Genomic DNA, 17239 nt, shown 5'->3' on the forward strand with positions numbered 1-17239 from the left:
GTTCGATCTTTAAGCGATTCGTGAAAGCGGCGGTTTACTCGATGACCTTCGGCACCAGGTACAGGCCGTCCTGCGCCTTCGGCGCCGGCGCCTGGTAGTCCTCGCGGCGGTTCTCTTCGGTCACCGCATCGTCGCGCAGGCGCAGCGGCAGGGCCAGGATGGCCGACAGCGGCTGGGCCAGCGGCGCCACGCCGGTGGTGTCGACCGCCTGCATCTGCTCGGCCAGCGCGAAGATGCCGTTCAGCTCGGCCAGCGCGGTCTCGGCATGGGCTTCGTCCATGTCGAGCTGGGCCAGATTGGCGATGCGTTTTACGTCGGAAAGGGTCAGGGACATGGCTATATGGCACGCCATCAGCGCGCAAAAAGTGATTCGGCGAATAATGAATGTTAGCAAGTTGTCAGCGAACGGCATCTTAAAGGCGATAAAACCCTGCAAACACCGTCCAAATCGCTTGCAATTCGGTGGGGAAAACCACCTGTATTCAGCATGTAAACGACAAATTATAAGGTAGAATGGCGGGCTAATGCGTTGTCGTGCCGAAAGCCCGGCGCCCGCGCATGTGAAGTCCGCGGTGCCCATTGCTTGGCAGGTGCGGCACAGAATCCCCGATCAATGTTTAGGCGCACATTGATGCGCATCAGGACACCCATGTTTGGTTTTTTACGCAGCTACTTCTCGAATGACCTGGCGATCGACCTCGGCACCGCCAACACGCTGATCTACGTCCGCGGCCTGGGCATCGTCCTGGACGAGCCGTCGGTGGTCGCGATCCGCCAGGAAGGTGGCCCGAACGGCAAGAAGACCATCCAGGCAGTCGGCAAGGAAGCCAAGCAGATGCTCGGCAAGGTACCCGGCAATATCGAAGCGATCCGCCCGATGAAGGATGGCGTGATCGCCGACTTCACCGTCACCGAACAGATGCTCAAGCAGTTCATCCGCATGGTGCACGACTCGAAATTCTTCCGTCCGTCGCCGCGCATCATCATCTGCGTGCCATGCGGCTCGACCCAGGTCGAGCGCCGCGCGATCCGCGAATCGGCGCTGGGCGCCGGAGCCTCGCAGGTCTACCTGATCGAAGAGCCGATGGCGGCCGCGATCGGCGCCGGCCTGCCGGTCTCGGAAGCGACCGGCTCGATGGTGGTCGACATCGGCGGCGGCACCACCGAAGTGGGCATCATCTCGCTGGGCGGCATGGTCTATAAAGGCTCGGTGCGCGTGGGCGGCGACAAGTTCGACGAAGCCATCGTCAACTACATCCGCCGCAACTACGGCATGCTGATCGGCGAACAGACCGCCGAAGCGATCAAGAAGGCGATCGGCTCGGCGTTCCCGGGTTCCGAAGTCAAGGAAATGGAAGTCAAGGGCCGCAACCTGTCCGAAGGCATCCCGCGTTCGTTCACCATTTCGAGCAACGAGATCCTGGAAGCCCTCACCGATCCGCTCAACCAGATCGTGTCGGCCGTGAAGAACGCGCTGGAACAGGCGCCGCCGGAACTGGGCGCCGACATCGCCGAAAAAGGCATGATGCTGACCGGCGGCGGCGCGCTTCTGCGCGACCTGGACCGCCTCCTGATGGAAGAAACCGGCCTGCCGGTGCTGGCCGCAGAAGATCCGCTCACCTGCGTGGTGCGCGGCTCGGGCATGGCCCTCGAGCGCATGGACAAGCTTGGTTCGATCTTCTCGTACGAATAAGACGCACGTGATCGACGGGGGCGGGCAGGGCGTGCGGTCACAAGCTGCGCGCGTCTGCCCGCCTTGGTATTGATCGCCCGCGTTATCACCAACGGACGTCATGGAATACAGTCCTCCGCCGCTGTTCAAACAAGGCGCCCCAGCACGAGTCAAGGCGACGGTCTGCGCACTGATCGCCATCGTATTGCTGTTCGTCGACGCCCGCATGGGAGTGCTGTCCGGCGTGCGCCAGGTCGCGGCCACCGTGCTCTATCCGATGCAGATGGCGGCCCTGATGCCACGCGAGGCGCTGGCCAATATGGGCGATTATTTCTCGTCGCTGTCGACCTTGCAGAAGGAAGTGCAGGCCCTCAAGCACCAGGAGCTGGCGCGCGCCCAGCTGCTGCAGCAGGCCCAGTTCCAGATGGCCGAGAACGCGCATCTGCGACGCCTGATGGAAGGCAAGCAGCAGTTGCCGGTGCAGTCGCAGATGGCCGAGATCCTGTATGACGCACGCGACCCGTCCACCCGCCGCATCGTGATCAACCGCGGTTCGCGCGACGACGTGTCGCTCGGCCTGCCGGTGATCGACCACGCCGGCGTGGTCGGCCAGGTCACCCGCGTGTTCCCGTTCACCTCCGAAGTCACGCTGCTGACCGACAAGGACCAGGCCATTCCGGTGCAGGTACTGCGCAGCGGCTTGCGCAGCATCGTCTATGGCCGCGGCAATACGGGCCTGCTCGACCTGCGCTTCGTGGCCCAGGACGCCGACATCCAGGTCGGCGACGTGCTGGTGACCTCGGGCCTGGACGGCATATACCCGGCCGGCCTGGCGGTGGCGCGCGTGACCCAGGTCGAAAAGGCCGCCGGCTCGTTCGGCCGCGTGGTCGGCCAGCCGCTGGCCGGCATCGACCGCAATCGCCAGGTGCTGGTGATCATGTCGCACAATGCCTTGCCGCCGCGCCCGGGGCCGGAGGCGCCGCCTGCTGCCAGCCGACGCAATATGCCGAAGATGGCGCCGGTGCCGCCGCTGCCGCTGCCGGCCTCGCCGCTGCCGGCGGCCGGCGCGCCCGCCGCCCCGGCCCCCACCAATGGCGCGCCGACGCCGGCCAGCCAGCCTGCGGCGACTCCGCCGGCCACGCCACGTCCGGCGACGCCTGCCGCCACGCCACCTGCAACGACCGCGACCGCGCCTGCGCCGGCCGCCCGAACGGAGTAAGCCGCCATGCCCGGTCGCCGTCCGCATTACATCCTGCTGCCCGTCAGCCCGCTGTTCATCGCCTTCAGCCTGGTGTGCGCCTTCATGCTCAACCTGATGCCCTGGGGCCGCTGGGTCGGGGCGCCCGACTTCGTCGCGCTGGTGCTGGTGTTCTGGGGCATCCACCAGCCGCGCAAGGTCGGCATCGGCGTCGCCTTCTGCATGGGCCTGTTGATGGACGTGCACGACGCCAGCCTGCTGGGCGAGAACGCGCTCGCCTACACCGTGCTGTCCTACCTGGCCATCATGATCCACCGCCGCGTGCTGTGGTTCCCGCTGCTGACCCAGGCCATGCACGTGTTCCCGCTGCTGCTGCTGGCCCAGGCCATCCAGCTGGTCGTGCACATGATCGTTTCCGGCCGCTTCCCCGGCCTGCTGCCGTTCGTCGAGAGCGTGGTGGCGGTGGCCATGTGGCCGGTGATCACCTGGCTGCTGCTGGCGCCGCAGCGGCGCGCCGTCGACCGCGACCATACCCGCCCGATCTGAACGGGCGACCCGACCAGGCTTATCGAGAATGACCGAGTTCAAGGACAGCGACCGCGAGATCCACCAGTTCCGGATGCGCCTCACGGCGCTGGTGGCGCTCGTCTTCATCTGCTTCGGCCTCTTGGTTGCGCGCGTGGTCTGGCTGCAGGTGCTGCACCACGACCAGTACGCGGCGCAGGCCGAGGACAATCGCATCGCGCTGGTGCCGATCGTGCCCAACCGGGGCCTGATCGTGGACCGCAACGGCGTGGTCCTGGCGCGCAACTATTCCGCCTACACGCTCGAGATCACGCCGTCCAAGCTGCAGGCCGACATGGAATCGGTGATCGACGAGCTGGCCAAGCTGGTGGCGATCGATGCGCGCGACCGGCGCCGCTTCAAGCGCCTGCGCGAAGAGTCGCGCAGCTTCGCCAGCGTGCCGCTGCGCACCCGACTGACCGACGACGAAGTGGCGCGCTTCACCGCCCAGCGTTTCCGTTTTCCCGGCGTCGAGGTGCAGGCGCGCCTGTTCCGCCAGTACCCGATGGGCGAGGTGGCCTCGCACGTGATCGGCTACATCGGCCGCATCAACGCCAAGGAAGCCGCCGCGATTGAGGAGGGCGACGACGCCGCCAACTACAACGGCACCGACCACATCGGCAAGGAAGGCGTCGAGAAGCGCTACGAGCGCCAGCTGCACGGCGTCACGGGCTACGAGCAGGTCGAGCGCTCGGCCGGCGGCCGCGCGATCCGTACGCTCAAGCGCACGGCGCCGGTCCCGGGCAGCAACCTGATCCTGTCGATCGACATCGAACTGCAGAAGGTCGCCGAGGAAGCCTTCGGCGACCACCGCGGCGCGCTGGTGGCGATCGAACCGTCGACCGGCGACGTGCTGGCCTACGTCTCGCGGCCCGGCTTCGATCCGAACCTGTTCGTCGACGGCATCGACTACCAGAGCTGGAACGAGTTGAACACCTCGCTCGACCGGCCGCTGATGAACCGTCCGCTGTCGGGCACCTATCCGCCCGGTTCGACCTTCAAGCCCTTCATGTCGCTGGCGGCGCTCGAGATGGGCTACCGCCGTCCGCAGGACGCGATCCGCGACCCCGGTTTCTTCATGCTGGGCGGGCACCGCTTCAACGACGACAAGCCGGGCGGCCACGGCATCGTCAATATGTACCACTCGATCGCCCACTCCTGCGACACCTATTACTACCAGCTGGGCAACGAGATGGGGATCGACAACATCTCCAAGTTCATGCGCGAATTCGGTTTCGGCCAGCCGACCGGGATCGACCTCGATCATGAAAAAGTCGGCGTGCTGCCGTCGAAGGAATGGAAGGCCGAGCGCTTCAAGCGCAACCGCGCGGCCCAGAAATGGGTGGGCGGCGACACCATCTCGATCTCGATCGGCCAGGGCTTCAACCACTACACCATGCTGCAGCTGGCGCATGCGACCGCGATCCTGGCCAATGACGGCGTGGTGATGAAGCCGCACCTGGTCAAGATGGTCGAGGACGGCATCACCCGCGAGCGCACCCTGACCGTGCCCAAGGAAACCCGGCGCCTGGCGATGAAGCAGGAGCACCTCGACTTCATCAAGGATGCGATGGCCGGCGTGATGCGCGAAGGCACCGGACAACGCGCCTTCTCCACCGCCGCGTACACCTCGGCCGGCAAGACCGGCACCGCGCAGGTGATCGGCCTGCGCGGCAAGAAATACGATGCCAACGCGATCGACGAACGCCATCGCGACAACGCGCTGTTCACCGCCTTCGCGCCGGTCGAGCAGCCGCGTATCGCGCTGGCGATGGTGGTCGAGAATGCCGGCTTCGGCGGCGTCGTGGCGGCGCCGATCGCGCGCAAGGTGCTCGACTACGCGCTCCTCGGCAAGCGTCCGGCGCCACCGCCGGCACCGAAGGAAGGCGCCCGTCCCGTCACCGTCAAGAAGGCGGCGCCGGCTGCGGCCCCCGTCATCGCCACCCGAACCGAGTAAGCCATGGCCCATATTCCAGAACGGCGCTCGCTGCGCCGCCGCCTGCGCCCGTATTTCACGGTGTTCGATCTGCCGCTGACCCTGATCCTGGCCATGCTGGTGACGATCAGCATGGTCACCATGATGTCGGCCGGCGCCGATTTTCCGGACCGCGTCGAGCACCAGATCCGCAACTTCCTGCTGTCGTTCGCGGTGATGTGGGTAGCCGCGAACATCGCGCCGCAAACCCTGATGCGGCTGGCGGTGCCGGTCTACGCGATCGGCGTGGCCCTGCTGGTCGCGGTCGCGATGTTTGGCCTGATCAAGAAGGGCGCGCAGCGCTGGCTGCACATTGGCGTCATCGACATCCAGCCGTCCGAGATCATGAAGATCGGCCTGCCGCTGATGCTGGCCTGGTACTTCCAGACCCGGGCCCAGGTGGCCGGCTGGCGGCACTATATCGTGGCCGCCGTGATCCTGATGATCCCGGTCGCCCTCATCATGGAGCAACCCGACCTCGGCACCTCGCTGCTGGTCGCGTCGTCGGGCCTGTACGTGATCTTCCTGGCCGGCCTGTCGTGGAAGGCGATCGTCGCGGTGGCGGTGAGCGTGCTGGCCTTCCTGCCGATCGGCTGGTCGATGATGCACGACTACCAGCGCCAGCGGGTGATGACCCTGATCGACCCGACCTCCGACCCGCTGGGCAAGGGCTTCCACATCATCCAGTCGATCATCGCGATCGGCTCGGGCGGCCTGACCGGCAAGGGCTATATGCAGGGCACCCAGGGCTACCTGGAATTCGTGCCGGAACGCACCACCGACTTCGTGTTCTCGGTGTATTCCGAGGAATTCGGCCTGGTCGGCAACCTGTTCCTGCTGTTCGTCTACCTGCTCCTGATCGGACGTGGCCTGATGATCGCGGCCAATGCGCCGAACACCTTCGGCCGCCTGCTGGCCGGTTCGATCGCGATGATTTTCTTTACTTATGCCTTCGTCAATATGGGCATGGTCGCCGGGATATTGCCTGTCGTGGGGGTGCCGCTACCCTTCATGAGTTACGGCGGCACGGCCTTTATCACGCTCGGCCTTGGCGCCGGCATATTGATGAGTATTCAAAGACATCGTAAACTGGTGCAGACGTAGGGTGAACGGGTCCCCCGTCCACGCAGTGATGGTTGGCTGTCAGGATATCCGGCGCTAAACCGGAGCCCGCGGTTGGCCACCGGATCATCCCGCCCCGTGATAAAACAGGCATCAATTCGTCCCGACTTGATGCCTGTATATTGATGAGTACGACAAGACATCGTAGACTGGGTGTCGTTCCAACACGATAAAGGACAGCCAATGGGCGTTCGTACAAGCTTCCTGGCGGTCATACCGGTTGCCATTTTAGTATCAGCCTGCAGCAGCACCGGAGAACACAAACGGCTCAATCCTTTCCCCTGGCCACATAAACCGACCGCCAAGCATGGCAAGGCGCCCCAGCTACCGGCCGCCAAGTCGGGCCGCGGCGGTTACTACAAGGACGACGGCCCCGGCGACAACATTCCCGACGGCCTGCTCGACGTGCCGGACGCCGTGGTCAAGGCCGAGCCCTTCAACAAGTGGACCAGCCGTCCCTACACGGTGCTGGGCAAGACCTATACGCCGCTGGGGAATGACGTGCCGTACAGCGCGCGTGGCGTCAGCACCTGGTATGGCGTCAAGTTTCATGGCCAGCGCACGGCGTCCGGCGAACTGTACGATATGTACAAGATGACGGCCGCGCATCCGACCCTGCCGATTCCATCCTATGTGCGCGTGACCAGCCTCGATACCGGCAATTCGGTCGTGGTGCGCATCAACGACCGCGGTCCCTTCCACGCCAGCCGCATCATCGACGTTTCGTATACGGCGGCGCTCAAGCTCGGCCTGCTGGGCAAGGGGAGCCACGAGGTCGAGATCGAACGCTTGTTCCCGGGCGATCCGATCATCCCGCCGGCGCAGATCGCGGCCGCGCGCCGCGAAGTCGCATCGATCGCGCAATCGGCGCCGCCCGAGATCGAGGCGCTGATGCTGGAAGACCGGATCCATTCCGACAGCGCGGCGCTGGTGAGGCAGGCGGAGCCGGCTGCTGCCGAGTCCGCTCCCGCTTCGGCTCCCACCAGCGCCGGACGTTATTTCATCCAGTTCGGCGCCTATGGCCGGGCCGGCACCGCCGAGGCGATGGGCGAAAAGATCACCAATGCCGGCGTCGAGCTGGGCAAGCTGGAGGTGGTGAAGGTGGGTTCCCTGAACCGCCTGTATGGCGGCCCCTACGCCAGCCGCGCCGAGGCGCTGGAAGCCATGCGCGCGCTGCCGGCCAGCCTTGGCTTCAAGCCGATCGTGGTCCAGCGCTGATTCGTCCGGCCATGGACGGCCCATGGCCAACGGCGACAGCGCCATGAAAAAGGCGCTGTCACCGTTATCTGTTGATGACCCCGAATGCAATACGCAGCAATTGTTCGACAGAAGTGACCCGCCCGCCATCGAGCGTCCACTGCCAGCCCAGGTAGTTGGGTAACCAGCGTGACGCCACGCCATGGAAACGTGCCAGCCATTCCTTGAAGCGCCGGTGATAGGCGTTGACATTTTGAACGTGGATGGCGCCCTCGGCGCCGTTGCGGACGCGTTCGCCGGCACTGAGATTGACGGCCTGGTGGGCGACGCCATGGGCACGGGCGAAGGCGGGATAGGCGGCGTTGGCATCGGTGACCAACAGCGCCTGGGGATCGAGTTTCGGCAGCAAGTGTCTGACCAGCTGGGCCACCTTCAAGGCGCTGCGACCGGTCACGGCGTCGATGGTCTGGCCGCTGCGGTCGCGCGCCACCAGGATGCAGTCGAGGTGGTGCGAAATGCCGCGCAAGGCGGCTCTGCCGCCACGCTTGCGCGGCTTGCGATCGAGCTTGCGTGACCCCTTCTGCGATTCGAGCAGGAACATTTCATCGGCCTCGACGATGCCGACAAGGCGCTCGGGCCGGTCGTCCTTGACCCGGTCGAGAAAGCGATGGCGCCAGCGGAAGGTGGTGTTGGGGTGCACGCCGACCCGCTTGGCCGCAGAGCGGACCGTGCGGGAATCGAGCACCGTGTCCAGATAATCGAGCCACCTGCCCTTGTGCCTGAGCCGCGCCAGTGGTGTACCGGTCAGGTCGTTGAACGTGCGGCCGCACGCGCAACAGCGAAAGCGTTGCAGGTCGTTAGCGTGACCATGCCGATGGCAACGCTCGCAGCCGCAATCCGGGCAGCAGCGCCCCTTTGACCGGATCTCGTCGATGAGGGCGACCACCCGGTCGAGCCCGGCTGCTGGATGCAGGGCGGCGAGCACCTGCTGACGCTGCGGCTGGTTCAGTTGAGGCAGTTGGGCGAACAGCTTCTCGAACTTCGGCGCTTTCATCGTGCGCTCCCGATCGATGACGACCAGGATTGGACCGCGGGTCAGCTCAGCAGTTCAATGCTCATCCATATCTAACGATGACAGCGCCATGAAAAATGGCCGGCGAACCGGCCATTTCTTCGAGCGGAAGGAAACCGCTTATGCCTGTGCGGCGTTGCGGCGACGACGCAGGAAGCCGATGGCGGCCAGTCCGGCGGCGCCGAGCAGCAGGCTCGCTGGTTCAGGCACTTCGGCCGGGGTCTCGATCTGCGTGTAGTCGAGCGAGACCTTGCTGCCGGTCAGCATCAGGTCGCCGCCGATCGCGAGGTTCAGCGACAGTGCGCCATGTTCGAGTATCTGCTGGATCAGCGACTTTTCGGTGATCGTGCCGGTCAGCTCGAAGCCGCCCTTGTAGTCGTTCTTGACCAGGACATCGGTGTTGGTCACGACCGATTTGTAGTAAGTGCACTTCTCCTTGTGTTTCTGCTTCTTGCACTCCGCCCCGTCGTAGTGGAGGTAGGAGTACGAACCGGTCGTTTCCTGCGTCGTCAACAGCTTCGTCGCGCCGCTGCCGAGCACCAGATCGCCGAACATCAGCATGGCGCTCTCCTGCTCGGACGTCTTGGTGGTCGTATTGGTCACGCCGACTTCGCGGTACTTCCAGTTGGTCCACGGGTGCGGCTGGTAATTGCCAATGGTCGTCGTGGTCTTGGTCGATTTGCTCCAGGTATCCGTGCCATCGTCCAGGAAGGTGAAGGAGAACGACAGGCTGTTGACCTCGTAGTTTCCGGTCAGGTTGGACAGTCCGCCGTAGACGGGATTGTAGCTACCGTTCGACAGCTTTCCAGGACCAAACGTGCTGTCCATGTCCAGGATTGCGGCAGAGGCCGAGGTCGAGATCGCGCAAGCAACAGCCAGCAGTGCAGTACCAAAGATCTTTTTCATGATTTCCCCAGAGTAATTTATATTTTATGAAAACAACTTGTTTTGATAATAAGCAACTGCCGTGCCAGCTCGATAAGTCTTTGATTTGATTAACTTAAGTTTTATGGCATAAGTATTGATGTAAAGATTTTCGACACCTCGAAGGTCGGCCCTTCTCATTTTCGCTACAGTCGCGCGACGATCCACGCAGGACCCTTGCAAGGCGGAAAGCCCATGGTTACTCTTCAGTAAATACTGAAAACTATCCTCATGCGTTACGCTCCCATTGCCCTTGCCACGCTGCTGGCGTGCTCGAATGTCTCCTCCGTCCTTGCCGCCCCTTCCGGGCACGCTGCCGCTGCCAAGCCAGGCAAGCCAGGCAAGCCAGGCAAGCCAGGCTGGCAGCGCGCGGCGCCATTGCCGGGCTGGGCCCAGCCGCTGGCCGACATACCGCGCACCGAACGCCTCGATGCCGTGGTGTTGCGCCTCGACGAGACGCAGGCGCTCGTCGCCGACCAGCCCGCCTATCTCGTCAACCGCGCGATCCAGGTCAACGACCGCAGCGCGCTGCCGGCGATCGGGCAGGTGAGCCTGAGCTACCACGCCGACTACCAGACCCTGAACCTGCACCGCGTCGCAATTCTGCGCGATGGAAAGGTGCTGGACCGCACCGCGACCGTCGATGCGCGCGTCCTGCAGCGCGAGGAGGCGCTCGGACAGGGCATGTACGGCGGCGCCAGCACCGTCCAGTTGCTGCTGGAAGACGTGAGGATCGGCGATACCTTGTGGCTGACCTATAGCGTGGCGGGCGCCAACCCGGTGTTCGGGAAACAGTGGTTCGGCGAGTATGCGTGGGACCGCGCGTCGCCGGTCGAGCGGCGCCGGCTGACCGTGCTCTACCCGAAGGGGCGCAAGCCGGCCTGGCGCCAGCTTGGCGACTACCGCAGCGTCCCGATCGCGCCCCGCAGCATCCAGGGCGGGGCGCTCGACATGCTGGTCTTCGAGGGCAGCGGCATCGATGCGATCGAGTCCGAGCCTTCCGTTGCCCGCGATTATTTGCCGGCCAGGACGCTGCAGTTGTCCGAATTCCCCGACTGGGCTTCGGTGGCGCGCTGGGCCAGCGGGTTGTTCCCGCCAGCGGACAGCAGTCCCGCGCTCAAGTCACTGGCCAACCGGTTCCGCAGCCAGGGCACGCCCTCGGCGCAGGCGGCGGCCGCCCTGCAATGGGTGCAGGACGAGGTCCGCTACTTCAGCGTCGCGATCGGCGAGAACTCGCACAAGCCGCAAGCCCCCGCCACGGTGCTCCAGCGCCGTTTCGGGGATTGCAAGGACAAGAGCTACCTGCTGGTCGCGCTGCTGGGGGAGCTTGGAATCGCGGCGCGGCCGGTGCTGCTGTCGGCCAGCGCGCCGCAACTGCCGGCCAAGGGCGGGCCGTCGCCGGGCTGGTTCGACCACGTCATCGTGGAGTTGCAGGTCGATGGCAAACGCTATTACGTCGACCCGACCGGCGCCGGCCAGCAGGCGCCGCTCGCGAAGCTGTCGGCGCCGTTCCCCGGTGCCGCAGGCTTGCCGGTCGATCCTTCCGCCACCGCGTTGATCGTGCTGCCGGAACAGGATGGACAGGTCCCCGAATACGAGGTCGTGGAAACCATCACGGTCGCGGACTACGAGGGCGACGCCGCGCTGGCAACGCGCGAGATCTTCCGCGCCGGGATGGCCGAGCGTGCGCGCCCGGGCTTTGCCGCGCTCTCTCCGCTGGAGCTGAAGAAGACCGCGCTGAGGGATTACGAGAAGCGCTATCCCGGCGTCGTCCTGCTCGAAGCGCCCGCGGTGGTCGACGACAAACAGGCCAACCAGCTGGAGCTGCGCGCACGTTTTCGCCTGCCCAAGGCGGTCAAGCCGGTCGATGGCGCGCATGCAATCGACTACCGCGTGCGTCCGCTCGATGGCGTGCTGACGCTGCCGGACAACCTGGTGCGGCAGTTTCCGCTCGAGATGCCGGCGGCGCGCTTCCATGGGCGCTATCGTCTCGACATCGTCTGGCCGGACGACGTGCGCGCCAGGCAGGCGCCATGGTCGCGCCATATCGACAACCGCTATTTCCAGGCCCAGGAAAGCTACGTCTTCCGCGGCAACCAGGTCAACCACATGGTCGACTATCGGGCCAAGGCGCTCACCATCCCGGCCGCCGACGTGCCGGAGCTGCACGCGCAAGGCAAGCAGCTCGACGAGCTGGCATATGGCCGCTACAGCCTGCGAGCGAGCGACAAGATCGGCGTCCAGGCGCTTGGCTACAGCGCCCGCGACGTCGACCTGGTGCGCATGGCTGCGGTGGCCGGCGAGCTGGTGCTGGAGATGGACAAGCTCGACGACGGCAAGATCGCGCGCGCCGATGCCTGCCTGCTGGTGAGATTGGCGCGCGATACCAGGGGGCTGCTGGAGGAGCCCACCCTGACCATGCTGGCGCGCGCGCAGCGCATCGTCAGGGACGACGCCAGCGATCCGGATGCGCGGGCCTGCCGCGCGGCGCTGGCCTTCGAGGCCGGCGACCACGCGTCCAGTGTCCGCCTGTACCGCCAGCTCGACGGCGAGCTGGCCGCCAGGGATGCCACCGGACTGCGTAACCTGGCCTGGGCGCTCATGGAGCAGGGCGAGGTCGACCAGGCGCTGGCAGCCATGGGGCGCTATCTGGACGCGCAGGCCAAGGCCGACCCGTCGGCCGGCGCCGAACTCGACATCATCGACCAACTCGCCTTGTTGCAGCGCGGCCGACGCCCGCTGCCGCCTGGCGCCTTGCAGCGCGCCGCGAGCGCGCCGGATGCTCCGTGGCCCCGGCCGCTGCTGGCGATGCAGGCGGGGCTGATCGGCCAGGACGCGCTGCTGGCGCAGGTCGACGCGATGCCCGAGCATTCCCGCGCCCATGCGTTGACGGAAGCGCTGTTCTACGTCGGGCAGCAGCGGCTGGCGGCCGGCGACAAGGCGGGCGCCGTGGCGGCATTCAGGCGCCTGGAGGAAACCGGCATCCGCAGCTCCACCCTGTACTTCCAGGCCATGGCCGAGCTGAGGAAGCAGTTCAACGCGAGCAGCAACGCGCAAGAGCCGTCCCTTCCCGACAATCCCGATGTGCGCCAGTTGACCGGGCGCGCGGAGCGCGGCGATGCACAGGCCCAGTTCAGGCTCGGATGGGCGTATGAAAACGGTCGCGGCGTCCCCGCCGACCTGGCCGCGGCGGCGCAGTGGTACCGCAGGGCTGCCGACAACGGCGATGCCACGGCTTATTTCGCGCTGTCCGAGTTCTACCGGCTCGGGCAGGGGTTGCCGAAGGATGAGCAAAAGGCGGTGGCGCTGCTGCGCACCAGTGCCGAACTGGGCAATCCGTACGCGATGGCCATGGTGGGTTGGCGCTACTTCGATGGCGAGGGCTATCCGAAGGATCCCGCTTATGCGATTTTCTGGTACGGGCGTGCGGCAGCGCGCGGCGTGGCCAATGCCGCTTATGCCCTGGGACGGGCGCTGTACGAGGGGCGCGGGGTGGCGCGCGACCTGCCTGCGGCGGCGGCGCTGTATCGCGCCGCGGCAGACCAGGGCAGCGCCACGGCCCAACTCGACCTGGGTTATATGTACGAAAATGGGGAGGGGCTGAGCAAGGACATGAAGCAGGCCGTCGCCTGGTATCGCAAGTCGGCCGAACAGGGCAATGCGATCGCACAGCATAACCTGGGCCTGCGTTACGAGTATGGCGACGGCGTCGCGGCCGATGAACGGACGGCTGTCGCCTGGTATCGCAAGTCTGCCGAGCAGGGCTATGTGAGGGCGATGACCAAGTATGGCTACTTCCTGGAAAACGCGAAGGGCTTGGCGCGCGACCCCGTGCAGGCGCATGGCTGGTACCTGAAGGCCGCCGGATTGGACGACGTGACCGCGCAATACAACTTGGCCCAGCAGTACAACTTCGGTCGCGGCGTGGCCGCGAATCCCGCCGAGGCTTACCGGTGGTACCTGAAAGCCGCCGACAACGGCGACCTCGATGCGATGACCGAGGTTGCCAGCACCCTGCAGGATGGCGAAATCGTGCCCAGGGACATGGCGCAAGCCGTGCGCTGGATGACGGCGGCGGCTGACGGCGGTGAGCCCCTTGGCATTTTGCGGCTCGGGATCATGTATTTCAAGGGCAATGGCGTGCCACGCGACTACGACCGTGCCCATGCCTTGTTCGACAAGGCCAGGGCGGCCGGCCAGCCGATCGCCAATTATTGGCTTGGCCTGATCCACGAGGGCGGACTGGGCCGCGCCAGCGATCACGCAAAGGCGCGCGCGCTGTACGCGCTGGCGCCGGACCTGGTCGAAGCCAATGTCCGTCTTGCCGCCATGCAGGCCGAAGGCAAGGGCGGTCCGCGCGACATGGCGTATTTCAGGGATTTGCTGGAACAATGGGCGCGCGAGGGCGAGACCGAATGGCTGGAACAGCTGGCGAGCGCTTTCGATGACGACACGCTGGCGCAGCAGGTGCGTGCACGCCTGCGCCAGTTAGGCAACCGAGGCTAACGGCAATCGCCCAGCGTCGCGCCTGGATAATTGCTGGCGATACCGGATAGCCGCGTACGCAGCGACGGTTCGATCGCGCGGTACTGGAACGCCGTACGCGTACCCTGCGGACCGCGCGGCAAGACCTGCACGCCGCGCACGCCCTGGCGCTGCAATTGGGCCACCAGCTTCTGGGCCGCGCTGTCGGTCTTGAACACACCGAGCGAGATGGCCCAGCGCAGCGGCGAGTCGCCCTGCATGATGTAAAAATTCTCGACACCGCGTTCCTTGAGCTCGGCCGAGCGGCGCTGGGCGCCTTCGCGGCCGCCGTTCGGCGGCAGGTAGACCAGGCGGCTGGTCACTTCCTGGAAGGGAACCTCGACCCGCGACTGGCGCGCCGCGAGATCCAGGCTCGCCACCCGCGTTTCGAAACGGCGTGCGTCAGCCGCGCTGAAAGGTCCGGCCTGGACGCAGGCGACCAGGTTGGCCGCGACGGCCACCGGCGCCGTGGGCGGAGGTAAAGGCGAGGCGGCCTCCTGCGGCGCGGCCTCTCCGGCTTCTTCCTGCTCGGCCTCATCCAGCGCGCGCTTGGCCTCGACCGCCGTCAGCTGTGTGATGCGTTCGGGCGCCAGCTGGTTCTTCAGCCGCGCCGGCTCGCGTTCGCCGGCCCCGGGCTGGCCGAGGACGCCCTGGCCATAGGCCAGCAGCGCCGCGTTCGCGGCCAGCAGCGCCCAGAATACGAATTTCAGCAAGGCGTTTCCCCTTTCGTCGATGCGGCCGCCGCTTGCAGGCCGACCAGCACGATATTATCGACCACCTGGTGCGCGACCTTGAGCGCCGGCGCGATATACGGCGCCGCCCCGCCCGAGACGATGCAGGCCGAGGCGCGGTGGCCGGCGACGGCGCGCTCGATCGCGCCGGCCTGGGCCGACAGCACGCCGGAGAGAATCGCGTCGTTGGTGTTGTCGCCGAATAGCGCGGGCAGGGCGCCCGGCGCCACCTGCGGCAGTTGCGCCGTATTCGTGGCCAGGCTGGACGCCATCAGCGCCAGGCCGGGCAGGATCATGCCGCCCACGAACAAGCCATCCGCCGTGACCGCGTCGACCGTGGTCGCAGTGCCGCAGGTGGCGACGACCAGGTCCTGGCCGGGCGCCAGTGCGCGCGCGCCGATGGCGGCGGCGAAGCGGTCGCAGCCCAGCCGGCCCGGCTCGCGGTAGCCGTTGCGCAGGCCGGCGCGCTCAAAAGTGGAGGCGAACCATTCGACCTCGATCCCCGTCGGCAGCAGGGCCGCGATGCGCGCGGCCAGCTGCGGACCGGCCACGTTCGACACCAGTGCCCGCGTGACCCCGGCGGCCGTCCATTCGGCCGCCGCTTCGTCGAGCTGCGCATGCAGGACGGCGCCGTGGGAGCGCCACCCACCGGGAGCGGCGTCGGCATCGGCCAGCGCCCACTTGACGCGGGTATTACCCGCGTCGACCAGCAGCATCATGTCTTCACCCGCAGCGAGACGTCGCCGGCCATCACCGTGATCCGGCCCTCCGCCGTGTCGAGCAGCAGGCGGCCGCTGTCGTCGACGCCGGCTGCACGGCCCTCGTGCCGCACCGTGCCCTGGTCGAGCAAGACCACGGTTTCTCCCTGCCAGGCGTGGCGCAGGTTCCAGCGCGCGGCGAAGGCCGCGAAGCCGCGCGCGGCAAACTCCGTCAGCGCCGCGGCCAGGCCGTCGAGCAGGGCCGCTATCAGGACGTCGCGCTCCATGCGCGCCAGCCAGGGCACGCCGGCGGCGCTGCGTCCCAGTTGCGCTTCCATCTCGTCCGGCATCAGGAGGTTCAGGCCGATGCCGATCACGGTCCAGGTGCCGCCGCCCGGCGCGGACTGGGTCTCGACCAGGATGCCGGCCAGCTTGTCGCCATCCTTGAGCAGGTCGTTCGGCCATTTCAGCTGGACCTGCTGGCCCAGCGCGCCGAGCGTTTCGGCCAGCGCCACGCCGATCGCCAGCGGCAGGCCGACCAGCGCCTGCGGGCCGCCGTCGAATTTCCAGGCCAGCGAAAAAGTCAGCGAACCTTCGGGCGAAGACAGCCAGCTGCGGCCGGCGCGGCCGCGGCCGGCGGTCTGGTGTTCGGCCACCAGCAGCAGCGGCGCGGGTAGCGTCGCGGCGCGCGCCAGCAGGTCGGCATTGGTGGAGCCGGTCTGCGCCACGACTTCGACCGCTACGCCGGCCTTCGACAGCGCGCGGATGCCGTCGGCGTTCATGCCTCCCCCTGGCGCTGTTTGGTCGGCGCGCGCGCGAACAGGCGGTCGAACAGGAAGTTGGGCAGCAGGCGCAGCAGCTTGGCCACGACGCCCATCTGCCAGGGCAATACGCGGTAGCTGTCGCCGCGCGCGATCACGGCGGCGGCTTGCGCCGCGAAGCGGTCGGCGGGCATCAGGAAGGGCATGGGAAAACGGTTCTTGCTGGTCATGGGGGTATCGATATAACCGGGGGCGATCGTCACCACCCGGATGTTGGTGGCGCGCAGCTCGAGCCGCAGCGCTTCGCAGTAGCTGTGCACGGCGGCCTTGCTGGCGCAATAGGCGCCGGCGCCGCGCATGCCGCGCACTCCGGCCACGCTGCCGATGCCCACCAGGCGGCAGGGCGTCGCCTGCTGCCGCATGGCGGGGATGAACGGGGCGAAGGTGGCGACCGTCGCGTTGACGTTGGTGGCGAACACCGCGTCGAACACGGCCAGGTCGGCCGGGCGGTCGGTGAGCGTGCCGTGCGAGATGCCGGCGCTGGCGATGACGACGTCGGCGCCGCCATTCGTGGCGAGGAAGTCGTGCGCGGCGGCGGCCAGGCCGTCGCGGTCGAGCACGTCGACCGCATAGATGTGATGCCGTTCGGGGTGGGGCAGCGAGGCGGCCAGCGCGACCAGGTGGTCGCGCCGCCGCGCCAGCAGGCCGAGCGTGGCGCCGCGCGCGGCGTATTCGCGCGCCAGGGCGGCGCCGATGCCGCTCGAGGCGCCGGTGATGAAGACGCGCTCCGTCCGCGTCATC

Annotated in this window: 14 protein-coding genes; 7 read left to right on the top strand and 7 right to left on the bottom strand. The window is 66.7% G+C overall.

Annotation, left to right across the window (positions count from 1 at the left end; genetic code table 11):
* Nucleotides 1-34 precede the first annotated feature (34 nt).
* Entirely contained in the window at nt 35-334 is a 300-nt protein-coding gene (gatC, locus tag SOM28_RS25640; protein ID WP_147936597.1) for an Asp-tRNA(Asn)/Glu-tRNA(Gln) amidotransferase subunit GatC, read from the bottom strand.
* Nucleotides 335-649: 315 nt separating this feature from the next.
* On the opposite strand from gatC, the gene SOM28_RS25645 reads away from it, so the two are divergent.
* The 6 genes from SOM28_RS25645 to SOM28_RS25670 all read left to right on the top strand — a co-directional run bounded on the left by SOM28_RS25645 (nt 650) and on the right by SOM28_RS25670 (nt 7749).
* The gene (locus SOM28_RS25645) at nt 650-1693 is read left to right on the top strand and encodes a rod shape-determining protein (RefSeq protein ID WP_005667820.1); all 1044 of its coding nucleotides are present in this window, start codon (nt 650-652) and stop codon (nt 1691-1693) included.
* Between the two features lie 100 nt (nt 1694-1793).
* The gene (gene mreC, locus SOM28_RS25650) at nt 1794-2891 is read left to right on the top strand and encodes a rod shape-determining protein MreC (RefSeq protein ID WP_320469896.1); all 1098 of its coding nucleotides are present in this window, start codon (nt 1794-1796) and stop codon (nt 2889-2891) included.
* A gap of 6 nt (nt 2892-2897) precedes the next feature.
* Nucleotides 2898-3416, top strand: coding sequence for a rod shape-determining protein MreD (mreD, locus tag SOM28_RS25655; RefSeq protein WP_123070366.1), 519 nt, complete (start codon nt 2898-2900; stop codon nt 3414-3416).
* A gap of 28 nt (nt 3417-3444) precedes the next feature.
* Nucleotides 3445-5391, top strand: coding sequence for a penicillin-binding protein 2 (gene mrdA / locus SOM28_RS25660; RefSeq protein ID WP_123070365.1), 1947 nt, complete (start codon nt 3445-3447; stop codon nt 5389-5391).
* A 3-nt stretch (nt 5392-5394) separates the two neighbouring features.
* On the top strand, nt 5395-6513 hold the full coding sequence (gene rodA, locus SOM28_RS25665; protein WP_123070364.1) for a rod shape-determining protein RodA: 1119 nt from the start codon (nt 5395-5397) through the stop codon (nt 6511-6513).
* Between the two features lie 201 nt (nt 6514-6714).
* The gene (locus SOM28_RS25670; RefSeq protein ID WP_123070363.1) at nt 6715-7749 is read left to right on the top strand and encodes a septal ring lytic transglycosylase RlpA family protein; all 1035 of its coding nucleotides are present in this window, start codon (nt 6715-6717) and stop codon (nt 7747-7749) included.
* Nucleotides 7750-7813: 64 nt separating this feature from the next.
* Here the strand turns inward: SOM28_RS25670 and SOM28_RS25675 are convergent, their stop codons facing one another.
* Nucleotides 7814-8782 (bottom strand): IS1595 family transposase, encoded by a 969-nt coding sequence (locus SOM28_RS25675; RefSeq protein WP_320469897.1) that lies wholly within the window; start codon nt 8780-8782, stop codon nt 7814-7816.
* Nucleotides 8783-8920: 138 nt separating this feature from the next.
* Nucleotides 8921-9706: a PEP-CTERM sorting domain-containing protein gene (locus SOM28_RS25680; RefSeq protein WP_123071007.1), complete on the bottom strand. Its 786-nt coding sequence runs from the start codon at nt 9704-9706 to the stop codon at nt 8921-8923.
* Nucleotides 9707-9955: 249 nt separating this feature from the next.
* On the opposite strand from SOM28_RS25680, the gene SOM28_RS25685 reads away from it, so the two are divergent.
* The gene (locus SOM28_RS25685; RefSeq protein WP_320469898.1) at nt 9956-14230 is read left to right on the top strand and encodes a DUF3857 domain-containing protein; all 4275 of its coding nucleotides are present in this window, start codon (nt 9956-9958) and stop codon (nt 14228-14230) included.
* On the opposite strand, the gene SOM28_RS25690 is transcribed toward SOM28_RS25685, so the two are convergent.
* The 4 genes from SOM28_RS25690 to SOM28_RS25705 are packed head-to-tail and all read right to left on the bottom strand — an operon-like array spanning nt 14227 to nt 17238.
* On the bottom strand, nt 14227-14961 hold the full coding sequence (locus tag SOM28_RS25690) for an SPOR domain-containing protein (protein ID WP_320469899.1): 735 nt from the start codon (nt 14959-14961) through the stop codon (nt 14227-14229). The genes SOM28_RS25685 and SOM28_RS25690 overlap by 4 nt on opposite strands.
* Nucleotides 14955-15698, bottom strand: a complete 744-nt coding sequence (locus tag SOM28_RS25695) for a type III pantothenate kinase (RefSeq protein WP_320469900.1) — start codon at nt 15696-15698, stop codon at nt 14955-14957. The genes SOM28_RS25690 and SOM28_RS25695 overlap by 7 nt, the downstream gene beginning before the upstream one ends.
* Nucleotides 15695-16459 carry a biotin--[acetyl-CoA-carboxylase] ligase gene (locus tag SOM28_RS25700; protein WP_320469901.1) on the bottom strand — a complete coding sequence of 255 codons (765 nt, stop codon included), beginning with the start codon at nt 16457-16459 and terminating at the stop codon, nt 15695-15697. Before SOM28_RS25700 ends, SOM28_RS25695 begins: the two co-directional genes overlap by 4 nt.
* Nucleotides 16456-17238 (bottom strand): SDR family oxidoreductase, encoded by a 783-nt coding sequence (locus tag SOM28_RS25705; RefSeq protein WP_320469902.1) that lies wholly within the window; start codon nt 17236-17238, stop codon nt 16456-16458. Before SOM28_RS25705 ends, SOM28_RS25700 begins: the two co-directional genes overlap by 4 nt.
* Between the last annotated feature and the right edge of the window lies 1 nt (nt 17239).

The sequence above is a fragment of the Massilia sp. CFBP9026 genome (assembly GCF_034045165.1).
Lineage (GTDB): Bacteria > Pseudomonadota > Gammaproteobacteria > Burkholderiales > Burkholderiaceae_D > Telluria > Telluria arenae.

Coding starts and splice junctions, on each gene's coding strand:
- gatC (WP_147936597.1), bottom strand. CDS start 334: ATGTCCCTGACCCTTTCCGACGTAAAACGCATCGCCAATCTGGCCCAG.
- SOM28_RS25645 (WP_005667820.1), top strand. CDS start 650: ATGTTTGGTTTTTTACGCAGCTACTTCTCGAATGACCTGGCGATCGAC.
- mreC (WP_320469896.1), top strand. CDS start 1,794: ATGGAATACAGTCCTCCGCCGCTGTTCAAACAAGGCGCCCCAGCACGA.
- mreD (WP_123070366.1), top strand. CDS start 2,898: ATGCCCGGTCGCCGTCCGCATTACATCCTGCTGCCCGTCAGCCCGCTG.
- mrdA (WP_123070365.1), top strand. CDS start 3,445: ATGACCGAGTTCAAGGACAGCGACCGCGAGATCCACCAGTTCCGGATG.
- rodA (WP_123070364.1), top strand. CDS start 5,395: ATGGCCCATATTCCAGAACGGCGCTCGCTGCGCCGCCGCCTGCGCCCG.
- SOM28_RS25670 (WP_123070363.1), top strand. CDS start 6,715: ATGGGCGTTCGTACAAGCTTCCTGGCGGTCATACCGGTTGCCATTTTA.
- SOM28_RS25675 (WP_320469897.1), bottom strand. CDS start 8,782: ATGAAAGCGCCGAAGTTCGAGAAGCTGTTCGCCCAACTGCCTCAACTG.
- SOM28_RS25680 (WP_123071007.1), bottom strand. CDS start 9,706: ATGAAAAAGATCTTTGGTACTGCACTGCTGGCTGTTGCTTGCGCGATC.
- SOM28_RS25685 (WP_320469898.1), top strand. CDS start 9,956: ATGCGTTACGCTCCCATTGCCCTTGCCACGCTGCTGGCGTGCTCGAAT.
- SOM28_RS25695 (WP_320469900.1), bottom strand. CDS start 15,698: ATGATGCTGCTGGTCGACGCGGGTAATACCCGCGTCAAGTGGGCGCTG.
- SOM28_RS25700 (WP_320469901.1), bottom strand. CDS start 16,459: ATGAACGCCGACGGCATCCGCGCGCTGTCGAAGGCCGGCGTAGCGGTC.
- SOM28_RS25705 (WP_320469902.1), bottom strand. CDS start 17,238: ATGACGCGGACGGAGCGCGTCTTCATCACCGGCGCCTCGAGCGGCATC.